12 protein-coding genes and 2 tRNA genes are annotated in these 11,752 nt (G+C 35.0%); 4 read left to right on the top strand and 10 right to left on the bottom strand.

Features of this window, described 5'->3' with window-relative positions; all coding sequences use genetic code 11:
* Window positions 1-8: 8 nt before the first annotated feature.
* The 8 genes from GJV76_RS08355 to rho all read right to left on the bottom strand — a co-directional run bounded on the left by GJV76_RS08355 (window position 9) and on the right by rho (window position 5,120).
* Window positions 9-230, bottom strand: a complete 222-nt coding sequence (locus GJV76_RS08355; RefSeq protein WP_002986941.1) for a DUF2795 domain-containing protein — start codon at window positions 228-230, stop codon at window positions 9-11.
* 133 nt (window positions 231-363) lie between these two features.
* Entirely contained in the window at window positions 364-939 is a 576-nt protein-coding gene (locus GJV76_RS08350) for a cob(I)yrinic acid a,c-diamide adenosyltransferase (RefSeq protein ID WP_155092168.1), read from the bottom strand.
* 57 nt (window positions 940-996) lie between these two features.
* A complete protein-coding gene (locus GJV76_RS08345; RefSeq protein WP_155092167.1) occupies window positions 997-1,686 on the bottom strand; it encodes an ABC transporter ATP-binding protein in 690 nt (229 codons plus the stop codon).
* A gap of 101 nt (window positions 1,687-1,787) precedes the next feature.
* Window positions 1,788-2,294, bottom strand: coding sequence for a hypothetical protein (locus GJV76_RS08340; protein WP_155092166.1), 507 nt, complete (start codon window positions 2,292-2,294; stop codon window positions 1,788-1,790).
* 65 nt (window positions 2,295-2,359) lie between these two features.
* A tRNA-Arg gene (locus tag GJV76_RS08335) sits at window positions 2,360-2,433 on the bottom strand.
* A 30-nt stretch (window positions 2,434-2,463) separates the two neighbouring features.
* Window positions 2,464-2,537 (bottom strand) — tRNA-Arg (locus GJV76_RS08330).
* Window positions 2,538-2,713: 176 nt separating this feature from the next.
* On the bottom strand, window positions 2,714-3,046 hold the full coding sequence (locus tag GJV76_RS08325; RefSeq protein WP_155092165.1) for a hypothetical protein: 333 nt from the start codon (window positions 3,044-3,046) through the stop codon (window positions 2,714-2,716).
* A gap of 166 nt (window positions 3,047-3,212) precedes the next feature.
* Window positions 3,213-5,120 carry a transcription termination factor Rho gene (gene rho, locus GJV76_RS08320; protein WP_155092164.1) on the bottom strand — a complete coding sequence of 636 codons (1,908 nt, stop codon included), beginning with the start codon at window positions 5,118-5,120 and terminating at the stop codon, window positions 3,213-3,215.
* Window positions 5,121-5,312: 192 nt separating this feature from the next.
* Here rho and GJV76_RS08315 point away from each other — a divergent pair, with 192 nt between their 5' ends.
* Window positions 5,313-5,729 carry a DUF4293 domain-containing protein gene (locus GJV76_RS08315; RefSeq protein WP_155092163.1) on the top strand — a complete coding sequence of 139 codons (417 nt, stop codon included), beginning with the start codon at window positions 5,313-5,315 and terminating at the stop codon, window positions 5,727-5,729.
* A 41-nt stretch (window positions 5,730-5,770) separates the two neighbouring features.
* Here GJV76_RS08315 and GJV76_RS08310 read toward each other — a convergent pair whose 3' ends face one another.
* Together GJV76_RS08310 and GJV76_RS08305 are read right to left on the bottom strand one after the other, a co-directional pair.
* Window positions 5,771-6,283: a metallophosphoesterase family protein gene (locus tag GJV76_RS08310; protein ID WP_160339043.1), complete on the bottom strand. Its 513-nt coding sequence runs from the start codon at window positions 6,281-6,283 to the stop codon at window positions 5,771-5,773.
* A gap of 53 nt (window positions 6,284-6,336) precedes the next feature.
* Window positions 6,337-7,605, bottom strand: a complete 1,269-nt coding sequence (locus GJV76_RS08305; protein WP_155092162.1) for a M64 family metallopeptidase — start codon at window positions 7,603-7,605, stop codon at window positions 6,337-6,339.
* Between the two features lie 506 nt (window positions 7,606-8,111).
* On the opposite strand from GJV76_RS08305, the gene GJV76_RS08300 reads away from it, so the two are divergent.
* The 3 genes from GJV76_RS08300 (at window position 8,112) to GJV76_RS08290 (ending at window position 11,518) form a co-directional block, all read left to right on the top strand.
* Complete coding sequence (locus GJV76_RS08300) at window positions 8,112-8,927, top strand: hypothetical protein (protein ID WP_155092161.1); 816 nt, start codon at window positions 8,112-8,114, stop codon at window positions 8,925-8,927.
* A gap of 102 nt (window positions 8,928-9,029) precedes the next feature.
* Complete coding sequence (gene truA / locus GJV76_RS08295) at window positions 9,030-9,767, top strand: tRNA pseudouridine(38-40) synthase TruA (protein ID WP_155092160.1); 738 nt, start codon at window positions 9,030-9,032, stop codon at window positions 9,765-9,767.
* The gene (locus GJV76_RS08290; protein WP_155092159.1) at window positions 9,764-11,518 is read left to right on the top strand and encodes an ABC transporter ATP-binding protein; all 1,755 of its coding nucleotides are present in this window, start codon (window positions 9,764-9,766) and stop codon (window positions 11,516-11,518) included. Before truA ends, GJV76_RS08290 begins: the two co-directional genes overlap by 4 nt.
* Window positions 11,519-11,752: the final 234 nt, after the last annotated feature.

Genomic DNA, 11,752 nt, shown 5'->3' with positions numbered 1-11,752 from the left:
ATTTTTTCCTAGTACTCATCCTCGTTCCAAAGGTAATCTTCGTCAGTTGGATAGTCTGGCCAAATTTCTTCCATCGACTCATAGATTTCACCTTCATCCTCGATGGATTGTAGATTTTCAACTACCTCTAGAGGAGCACCTGTTCTAATTGCATAGTCAATAAGCTCATCCTTTGTTGCCGGCCAAGGTGCATCACTTAAATAAGATGCTAATTCTAATGTCCAATACATCTCTAATCCGTTTTTAATTTTAATGCAAAAATAAATTTTATTATGAAATTAACAAGCGTTTTTTATTTTATTTCATCCAATAATAAGAACGTAACTGCTTTTTCAAGCTATTTTATGAATATTTAAAAAACTTTTAACCTTGTTTTCTCGGTATCCACTTCACTTCTTCCGCGTGTAAATCAAAAGTCAACTTTCGTGCCAACACAAAAAGGTAGTCAGAAAGTCGGTTTAAGTATTTCAAAACTGACTCATCTACGGCTTCTATTTCATTCAAATGTACTGACAAACGCTCAGCTCTACGACACACACATCTTGCTATATGACAATATGACACCGTAGTATGCCCACCTGGCAAAACAAAATGTGTCATTGGAGGCAAAGATTCTTCCATTCTGTCAATCTCATTCTCTAACAAGGCTATATCTTCCTCTGATATCTTTGGAATATTCAATCTTTCCTTGCCGTTCTTCAATATGGCTTTATCTGGATCAGTAGCTAATATAGCCCCTACTGTGAATAAGCGATCTTGGATCTCTATCAACACTTCTTTGTACAACTGATTCATCTCTTGATCGCGAATTAAACCAATATGTGAATTTAATTCGTCTACAGTTCCGTAACTCTCTATTCTAATATGGTGTTTCGGTACTCTTGTGCCACCAAAAAGTGCAGTTGTACCTTTATCTCCTGTTTTAGTATATACTTTCATAAATATATTTGTGGGTTGTCTAATCTTTTAATAACTGTACAAGTTAACAATAAAAAACTATTTAATGCGGTCATCACTTTCAATTAAACCATCTCTTAGGCGAATGATACGATGTGCATGAGCAGCAATATCCTCCTCATGGGTTACTAAAATTACGGTATTGCCCTTTGAATGAATCTCGTCAAAAAGATTCATAATCTCAATTGACGTTTTCGTATCTAAATTACCCGTAGGTTCATCTGCTAAAATAATAGCAGGGTGATTAACCAAAGCCCTCGCAACTGCTACACGCTGTCTTTGCCCTCCTGAAAGCTGATTCGAATGGTGATCCATACGATCGCCTAATCCTACTTGTCCCAGTACTTCTTTTGCGCGTTCATATCGCTCTTCTTTTGACTTTCCAGCATAGACCATTGGCAAAGCCACATTGTCCAATGAAGTGGTACGAGGCAGTAAATTAAAGGTTTGAAAGACAAAGCCAATATCTTTATTCCTAATATCAGCTAATTGATCATCGTCCAACGAGCTGACGTCTTTGCCATTGAGTGTATATTCTCCTGAAGTTGGAGTATCAAGACAACCTAAGATATTCATCAAAGTAGACTTGCCTGATCCCGAAGGCCCCATCAAAGCGACATAATCTCCTCGTTTAATCTGAAGATTAACTCCCTTTAGCACTTTTACGGTTTCAGATCCAAGTTTGAAATTGCGCTTTATTTCTTTAATATCGATAATGTATTCTGTCATAAATTAAAATAGCTAAAGCCTTGTTACTTGTCACAAGTATTCATACAAGTAATAAAAATAAGAAACCTTAACTACACTATCGCTATATATCGCGTAAAAAATCACATGCGAAGTACAAAGTGCTGTTTTAACTGCTCTTTTCTTATAAATGCTAAACCGAAATAGTAAAAGTCTATTGTAACAGTGAAGTTGTCATCCTCTACTATACTTTTCCACAACTTCTCAGTGCTTTCACAATCTACTCTCCTATCAATAATCAAAACAGAATCATTGTGCATTGCATCAACGATACAACTATCAGAAATCGAATTTCCTCCCTTACCTTGTCCGATAAAAATTAAATCAACCTTCCCTTGAACAGAGGCAAAGTCAACATATTCATAACCTCTTTCGAGAATATCCGAAGTAGGATTAATATAAGTCAAAGTCGAGGGTTTAAAATAACGGTAAATACGATCAAAGAAAACATGACGCTTCTTGAACTTACGCCATCTATTATCTTTAGGATACAATCCCTTTGTCAACAGACAAAACACAAAAGGGGAATGGACACCGTGTTCATTGGTGGATTTTTTCCAAAAACTAAAATAACTTTCTTTACTTGTCATACCTCCTGATTAATTTTAAACAAAAGTATAGAAATAAAAAAAGCTCCTAAGAAAGGAGCTTTTCGTGACCACGGCAGGATTCAAACCTGCAACCTTCTGAGCCGTAATCAGATGCGCTATTCAGTTGCGCCACGTGGCCGAAATATTTTATATTATTCACTAAATTTAGTGACCATGGCAGGATTCAAACCTGCAACCTTCTGAGCCGTAATCAGATGCGCTATTCAGTTGCGCCACATGGCCTATTGCTTAATTGCGAGTGCAAATATATAACGTTATTCTATAAATACAAACTATAAATCTAAAAAAATATAAAGTATTTCCTTCTCATTCCTTTAAAACTCTCACTTTAAATATTTTATAAATTTAAAAAAAATTAGTTTTTATTGTTTTTAACATAATCAAAAATCCCAAACAACTTAAAACTTATTGCTCGGTGGCATATAGTACAAATACAAAATAGCAGTGATCACAAATAAAATTAAGATGAAGTAAATGGTATTTCCCGTAAATAAACCAAAAAACAAAAATAAAATGGTTGCTATAGCACCGACAAATAGAAAATTAAAACTCTTTTTATCGATTAATTCATCATCCCATTCTTCATCATCTTCCAAAAAATCTTCCTCCTCCTTCTCCTTCTTATATTCTAAATACTCCTCTGTACTATTAAATCGCTTAATAGTAACAAACCTCTTGACAACAAAAAAAGCAATCAAAACAACCCCAATAAACACAATGATATCATTCATTTCTTCGCTTCTTATTCTCTCATTATAGCATCGAAATTACTCAAATTATATAAAGACACAAAAGTTTTTTAACATTCCATCTAAAAAATTAAATATCTATTATACAAAAAGAGAGAATAAACACACTTGTATTTATTCTCTCTTTATTCATATGATGTATAATGAATTATCCGTTCAATGTTTTTAGGAATTCTTCATTATTATCTGTTTTCTTCACATTGTCAATAATAGATGTCATCGCTTCGACCGAGTTCATATCATCAATATACTTTCTAACAGCCCATAAGCGTTGTAGTGCACCTGGTTCTAATAACAAGTCATCTCTACGCGTAGAAGAAGAAGTAATGTCAATCGCAGGGAAAATGCGCTTATTTGCAAGCTTGCGATCCAACTGCAACTCCATATTACCCGTTCCTTTAAATTCTTCAAAGATAACCTCATCCATTTTAGATCCCGTATCAACTAAAGCAGTTGCTATAATACTCAATGAACCACCGTTCTCAATATTACGAGCAGCTCCAAAGAAGCGTTTTGGCTTTTGTAGAGCGTTGGCATCTACCCCTCCACTCAACACTTTACCAGAAGCTGGCTGAACAGTATTATAAGCCCTTGCCAAACGTGTAATAGAGTCTAAAAGTATCACTACATCATGACCACATTCTACTAATCGCTTAGCTTTTTCTAAAACGATATTAGCTACTTTCACATGGCGTTCTGCTGGCTCATCAAATGTAGAGGCAATTACCTCTGCATTTACACTGCGTTGCATATCTGTTACCTCCTCTGGACGTTCGTCAATTAAAAGAACGATTAGATACGCCTCAGGATGATTGGCCGCAATGGCATTTGCCACGTCTTTTAACAACATAGTCTTACCTGTTTTTGGTTGAGCTACGATCATACCACGTTGCCCTTTACCAATAGGTGAAAACATATCCATAAGACGAGTAGATACCGTACTGCGCTTTGCATCCAGATTGAATTTTTCATCTGGAAATAGCGGAGTTAAGTGCTCAAACGATACTCTATCTCGAACAGCTTGAGGATCATGTCCGTTAATTTTTACAACTTTTACCAGTGGGAAAAACTTCTCTCCTTCTTTCGGAGGGCGAACTACACCTTTAACAGTATCTCCTGTTTTTAGACCAAATAATCTAATTTGGGATTGTGATAAGTAGATATCATCAGGTGACGATAAATAGTTATAATCAGCTGAACGCAAAAATCCATAACCATCAGGCATCATTTCTAACACCCCTTCACTCTCAATAATTCCATCAAACTCATAATCCGGTTCTCTGTAATTATTCTTTTTGTTATTGTTGTGGTTTTGCTGATTGTTCTTATTTTGATTGGTATTTTGTTTCTTTTGTTCTTGTTCAACTCCAGCATCTACATGACTTTGAGCTTGAACATTCTCGTTTGATACAAAAGTTTCTTTTGAAGTAGTTTCTATTTGAGTTGACTCACTCTCTTTTGAAGTAGCTTGATTAGACTGGTTTTGTGGACGATTATCGCGTCTTTGATTATCTCTACGATTATCGCGATTGTCCCCTTTTTTCTTTCCAAAGTCCCTTCTGTTTTCCTTAGGCTGATTTCTATTCTCTCCTGTTTTCTCTTTCAGAGAATCAGAATTTCCTTCTCTTGCCTCAGCTACTTTCTTGCGCTGCTGCCCATCTCCTCTGTTATCAGCTTGAGTTGTAGCCTCTGCAACTTGTCCAGCATTAGCTTCAACTTTCGGTGTAGATTCTATACGAGGTCTTTTGCCTTTTTCTTTTACTTGTTCCTTCTCTTTTGCAACTACTACCTTCATTGCAGCTTTCACAGATTCTTTAACCTTATCTGCTACTCCTTCATTATTCTCTTTCTTAATTGCTTTTTTCTCTGTGACTTTTGAAGCCTCACTTTTTGATGCGGTTGCTTTTTCTTTTGGAGCATTTGTAGTTTGATGCTCAAGAATCTTCCCGATTAGTAAATCTTTTTTTAAACCAGAAGTACCTGCAATATTGAATTTTTTAACAATGTCTTGAAGTTCTGAAACCTTCAACTTTTGTAATTCGGAAATGTCAAACATATAAATGTTTATAGATTATAAAAATAAATTGAGTTGTGTTCTTTAAATAAGAATGGAAATTTTATTCATAGAATTGCCGTATTATGAAGAACTTACGGCAGAACTAATGCAATATTACGAATTAATTTTAAAAAACAATAGGTTTTAATAAAAAAGAAACGTTATTTTTGTAATTCCTAAGCGGACAAAGTTATGATACAAAGAATTCAAAGCATTTATTTATTACTTGTTTTTGTTATAATGGGAATCTTATCATTATTCATTCCATTATGGACAAACGGCCTAAATGAAACGATAATGGTTGGACACAGCCCTATCACGGCAATCCTTTTTGGGATTAGTGCTGCTTTGAGTATCATCAGCTTACTTGGTTATAAAAATAGAAAACGTCAATTCATGATGAATCGACTTAATATGATATTAAACGTTTTACTATTAGGATTATTTGTATTCCGCTCTCTAACTGTATCTGGAGAAGTAGCAGAAGCTATTTCAGAGAAAGGTATTGGGATGTTCCTCCCTATTGTTTCTATCCTGTTGCTTGTATTAGCCAACAGAGCCATCAAGAAGGATGAAGATCTTGTAAAATCTGTAGATCGCTTACGATAAACCTAACATCTTAGTTTATTAGTGCGTTAAAAAAGCCGAACTTAAAGAAGTTCGGCTTTTTTGTTTTTAGGCCATTCTACAATTTCTAAATTGCTAATTTTCCCTTTGTCAATTTCAAAACGCAACATCGTCCTTACTTGATGAAAACCACTTATTCCTGCCGCACCTGGATTCATATGCAACACTTGGTACATCTGATCATATTGCACTTTTAAGATATGTGAATGTCCACAAATATAGATATCTGGCTTCTCACGCATAATAGTCGCCTTTACATTTGATCGATACTTCCCAGGATACCCTCCAATGTGAATCATATACACCTTCATGCCCTCACAATCAAAGATGTTTTCTTCTGGAAATTCAAGCCTTGCTTCTTTGTCGTCTATATTGCCATAGACTCCTTTTAATGGCTTTAGCGCTTTGATTGCATCAGTGACTGACAGGTCACCTATATCACCTGCATGCCAAACCTCATCAGCTTCTCTCACATACTTCAAAATATGCTCATCCACACAACTATGTGTATCTGATAATAATAATATTTTTTTCACCTTTATTATTTTTACAAAAAAACAACCTCCCTTAAAGAGAGGTTATACCTTTATTACTCTGTATAAAACAAAATTAATTCTTCTATTGCATGCTGACAAACAGGGCAGAACTCAGGATACTGATTTGTCTTCATTCTACAATCAAGTGTCCCTTTGTAAATCTTGCGCCCTTCTAACCCTTCGTACACCCCTAAAGGGAATTTTTTATTGTCTTTTTCTAAAGTTGGAATTGGCGTTCCTTTCTTCAACATCTTTTTCCACTTGCTGTCAAAATCAACTAATGTAGTAATATTCTGTTCCCAAGGTTCTGTCTGATTGGAAATCAAATCACTCAATACGTCATTTGGATAAAAATACTCATCTGCTAAACCTGCAAAACTATGACCAAACTCGTGTACTACTACAGGTTTAAAATCTTTGTGTCCCGTCGTTGTCAAAGTATATGAGTTGTAAATTCCACCTCCACCATATACATCTGTGTTAGCCAAAATAATAATGTGCTCATAGGGAATCCCCGCTAATACATCGTGTAACTTCTTAATTCTATTCGTCGTCAAATAACGCTCCGAATAAAAAGTATCAAAGTTAGACTCTATAGCCGTTTTCTTCCAGTCTCCTTCTCGTGGAACACTTACCCCTGAATCCTTTGAAACACTCTGAACTGCTATGAAATTGAAGTTATCTGCAAACTTATCAAATGGTTTGTGGGCAACTAATTGCTCAATAGAAACCTTCACAGCATCCATAAACTTGCCCATTTCTTCTTCTTTAAACCCTTCTGCTACAAAGGCAACATTAATCGCTTTTGAATTATCCTTGGCTCTGTGTACATATTCATGTTTAGTCACATCCTTAGCTCCCTTTGCATGGATTAATATATCTGTAGGATCCACCTGGTGCACTAACTTGTCTTTTTCCTTGCCATCTGCATCGAACAACACCAACTCAATGCGCACATTACTTTTTGGATACGGAACTAAAAATACATTCTCGAAGCTCTTAGTAGTCTTCTGTGCCTCCTCTGTAGATAACCACTCTTGGAATAGTGTACTAAAACTGTTCGTATAGATCAACGTATTGGTCTTTTCATCATATACGCGTACTTGTCCATTTCCCTTTAAGGCATTCTCTCCTAAATTATGTGTACGCCCAGCCCATGAAGGCAAAGAAATTAACTCATCTAATAAAATAAATTGCCTTTCGCTATTTCCTCCAAATACATAATCTAAACGCAGTGTCTTATCTTCAAAATACTGATTAAAATCTTGTGCATATCCAAGTGAGCCAACAAACAAGCCCAATAACACGAATAGTTTCTTCATTCTTATATAATTATAGTTAGGTTAATTAGTTAATCACTGTGATTGTATGTTATCACAGTTTGGGTAAAAATAAACATTATTGTTTTAAAAAATCACATATATGACCCGTCCTGAAAAAACTGTACAGTTTTAAATACCAATAAGAGATAGAAGAATTACTATACCAACAAAAAAGAACAACAAGTACCTGTATAGTTATAATAGGATTATAAAACCAAATGTACAGTTAAAAGCAGGATTATAAACAATAACTGTACAGCTATATTAGGACGAGACAAGCTATATTAGAACAATATAGGAAGTGGTCGCATAGTGATGCCATAGTGGTCGCATACTTTTGTGCTAAAAAGATGCGACCACTACCCTATCAACTTTCTATCACTATGCTATCGACACCTAACTACTTATAACGAAAACAAAGAAACAATACAGTTCTAATCCACCTACTATCAGACAATTAATGGTAAATCATTTTCCTTTTTTTCCCTACCTTTAAATCAAAAAATATGAAAACAGGACATTTTATCTGGCTTACACTTCTATTTATTTTCTCTTACATACCTTCTAATGCCCAAATAAACACCTTCTATGATGAGCATTACCAGACGAGAATACCAGAATACACCTTTAAAAATGAAAAAGATATTGATCGTTATTTTGATGAGCTTGTAGGAGATAGCTATATGGCAGGTTACACTAAAACGTATACTCGAATCACAAAATCTAAAAAGGACCTACTCTATATATTAGCTTATGGAGAACAAGATTGTTTTTTCTTATTTTACTACGACAAGTATGAAGAAAACTATACCCTTGTGACAACGAGTTACTTTAACAATTTTTATCTATCTCCTCGTTTCCATACGATTACTTATACAGAAACAAGCTGTTGTGGTGAAAGCCCATTAATGGGAAATGTAGTTCTTGAGTTAAATGAAGAAGGCGCAACGGTCAAAGAAAATTACGCAATAGCAAACCTTGACATTCCTGAATCAGACATCCAATATAGCGAGTTAATACAGAACACGTCATGGGGAATAGTTCAGAACGAAGCATACAACCTTCGCATTTATCCTTCAGTAGAAAATAAATATCCAGATAGCGATGATTTCTACAATTACTTCTCAGACAACCTTTTCGGAAAGTTAAAGAAAAATTCAAAAATTAAGATCTTAGGTGAACGCTATAGTGAAGAACGCAAATGGTATTATGTAGAAGTCGAATCTCAACAACTATCAACAAATTATACTCAACATGCTATTCACAATGAGTCACAAAATATCAGAGGCTGGGTATCGTCTAATTTTATTACAGTGCTATAAAAGTTTTGCACCCCTACCTTATTTCTAATTTTATAATAACATAAACAACCTACTCGTGATTTTGAAGTATATTTGCTCTTTGTAAAAAACAATAGATTTATTTTGAGATATTTTTTAGAATTTTCTTACAACGGAACACATTATCACGGCTGGCAATTACAACCTAACGCGAAAACAGTACAAGAAACACTCACAAGAGCTATTTCTACACTTTTGCGTACACCTATAGAATTAATAGGTGCAGGTCGCACAGATGCTGGAGTTCACGCTAAGCAAATGTTTGCTCATTTTGACTATGAAGCAGACTTTGACAAAAATTCTTTGATTCAAAAAATGAATTCATTTTTACCAGAGGACATAGTCGTTTATAATATTCACCCTGTCGATGATCAGGCGCATGCGCGTTTTGACGCTACTGCTCGCACATACGAATATCATATACATTTATATAAAGATGCCTTTTGCAACAGTCAAAGTTTTTACCACTTCAAGCCATTGAATGTTGATCTAATGAACGAAGCAGCTAAAGTTTTGTTTGAGTATGAAGACTTTGAGTGTTTTTCAAAAACACATACAGATGTATTCACTTTTAATTGTACTATCTACCAAGCTGAATGGAAACTCATCGATCACAATAGATTAGTTTTTACCATCTCGGCAAATCGCTTTTTGCGCAATATGGTTAGAGCTATTGTCGGTACTATGGTCAATGTAGGTCTAGAGAAAATAACTGTGAATGACGTACGCAAAATCATTGAAAGTAAAAATAGAGGTCAAGCGGGATTCTCTGTCCCTGGTAAAGGATTATTTTTAACAAAAGTAAGTTATCCTTATCTATGAAACGACTGAAATCACTATCACTAAAAAAAATATTAAGCTACGCAAAACCTTATCAAAGACGTTTTAACTGGGTAATCGTATTTGCGATTACACTATCAATCTTTGCTGCTGTTCGTCCATATATGGTAAAGCAAACAGTAGATAGCTATGTGCAAACAAGAGATCAAGAAGGACTCTTAATGTACGTTTTGCTTATGGCAGTTGTCCTTATAGGCGAAGTATTGTCTCAATTTTACTTCTCTTATTGGGCAAGTTGGTTAGGACAAGATATTGTCAAAGATATTCGCGAGAAACTCTTTGACAAGATTGTTAGTTTTCGCATGCGCTATTTTGACAATGAACCAGTAGGAAAACTTGTTACCAGATCTGTATCTGATATTGAATCGATCGCGAGTATTTTTAGTCAAGGACTTTTTATGATTGTCAGTGACGTTCTGAAAATGTTTGTCGTTTTGGCTTTTATGTTTTACATGAACTGGAAGCTGAGTCTAATTGTTCTGGTTGCCATGCCTATCCTTGTCTATGCAACGCGAATATTTCAATTAAAGATGAAGTCTGCCTTTCAGGAAGTCCGAACGCAAATTTCAAACCTGAATACATTTGTACAAGAGCGATTAACAGGTATGAAAATCGTTCAATTGTTTACTCGTGAGCATATCGAATATGAAAAGTTCAAGGAAATAAATGAAAAGCACAACCAGGCTTGGCTAAAAAATATACTTTACAACTCTATCTTTTTCCCTATCGCTGATATTGTTTCTTCACTGACCTTAGGTTTTGTGATTTGGTATGGAGGAATGTCAATTGTACAGGGAGACAACCTAACAACATTTGGAGATTTATTTGCCTATACAATGCTAATCACAATGTTGTTTAATCCATTGAGGCAAATTGCTGATAAATTTAACGTCATGCAAATGGGAATCATTGCGGCAGAAAGAGTATTCGATGTATTAGAAACGGATGAACAGATGAATGATTGTGGAACTAAAATAGCTCCTCAATTCAATGGAGAGATTGAGTTAAACAATATCCGCTTTAGCTATATACCAGAAGTCGAAGTATTAAAGGGAATCACCTTACACATCCCTCCAGGTAATACGGTAGCAATTGTAGGATCATCTGGAGCAGGTAAATCGACAATTATCAATTTACTAAATCGATTTTATGATATTGACAGTGGACAGATACGGATAGACAATACGGATATCAATGAATTTACGTTAGCTTCTCTACGCAGACAAATCGCTGTCGTGTTACAAGATGTATTTTTATTCAGTGATACTATCTTCAATAATATTACTTTGCACAATCCAGCTATTAGCAGAGAGCAAGTAGAAAATGCGGCTAAGCAAATAGGGATACACGATTTTATTATGAGTCTGCCAGGAGGATATGACTACAATGTAAAAGAAAGAGGAGTAATGCTCTCGTCTGGGCAACGACAATTAATTGCCTTCCTAAGAGCTTATGTAAGTAATCCAAGTATCTTGATATTAGATGAAGCTACTTCTTCGATTGACACTCATTCTGAAGAACTACTTCAAAAGGCAACCGAATATCTAACGCAAGATAGAACGTCTATAATCATTGCTCACCGCTTGGCAACAATTGTCAATGCAGATCAAATCATTGTGATGGACAAAGGACTCATCGTAGAGAAAGGTACACATCACGAACTCTTGCAAATTGAAAATGGATACTATAGAAATCTATATGAATCACAATTCAAAATGGCAGTAGAAGAATAGTATTTTAAAAAGAGTTTCTCTATCCAAAAGCTAAATAGTAGAACCTTAAGTTCTAAAGTTTTAAATAAAAGTCACAAAAATAACTTAGCTAAAAAAGCTAACTTAAAAACCCTTGTTTTTTTCACATTTTGTCAAAAAAAACAAGGGTTTTATTTATATATTACAACAATCCAATAGATTGTTAGCTGCTACACTTACAATTCATTAATTGTCCACTATTCAACTTTTCAATGG

The organism is Myroides albus, assembly GCF_009711045.1.
Taxonomy (GTDB): domain Bacteria; phylum Bacteroidota; class Bacteroidia; order Flavobacteriales; family Flavobacteriaceae; genus Flavobacterium; species Flavobacterium album_A.
The sequence above is the reverse complement of the archived record's forward strand: the minus strand, read 5'-3'. Positions and strand labels throughout refer to the sequence as shown.

Bases quoted from the DNA above. Each gene is read 5' to 3' on its own strand.
- rho (WP_155092164.1), bottom strand. From the start codon at position 5,120: ATGTTTGACATTTCCGAATTACAAAAGTTGAAGGTTTCAGAACTTCAA.
- GJV76_RS08305 (WP_155092162.1), bottom strand. From the start codon at position 7,605: ATGAAGAAACTATTCGTGTTATTGGGCTTGTTTGTTGGCTCACTTGGA.
- GJV76_RS08290 (WP_155092159.1), top strand. From the start codon at position 9,764: ATGAAACGACTGAAATCACTATCACTAAAAAAAATATTAAGCTACGCA.
- GJV76_RS08350 (WP_155092168.1), bottom strand. From the start codon at position 939: ATGAAAGTATATACTAAAACAGGAGATAAAGGTACAACTGCACTTTTT.
- GJV76_RS08345 (WP_155092167.1), bottom strand. From the start codon at position 1,686: ATGACAGAATACATTATCGATATTAAAGAAATAAAGCGCAATTTCAAA.
- GJV76_RS08315 (WP_155092163.1), top strand. From the start codon at position 5,313: ATGATACAAAGAATTCAAAGCATTTATTTATTACTTGTTTTTGTTATA.
- GJV76_RS08325 (WP_155092165.1), bottom strand. From the start codon at position 3,046: ATGAATGATATCATTGTGTTTATTGGGGTTGTTTTGATTGCTTTTTTT.
- GJV76_RS08340 (WP_155092166.1), bottom strand. From the start codon at position 2,294: ATGACAAGTAAAGAAAGTTATTTTAGTTTTTGGAAAAAATCCACCAAT.
- GJV76_RS08300 (WP_155092161.1), top strand. From the start codon at position 8,112: ATGAAAACAGGACATTTTATCTGGCTTACACTTCTATTTATTTTCTCT.
- GJV76_RS08355 (WP_002986941.1), bottom strand. From the start codon at position 230: ATGTATTGGACATTAGAATTAGCATCTTATTTAAGTGATGCACCTTGG.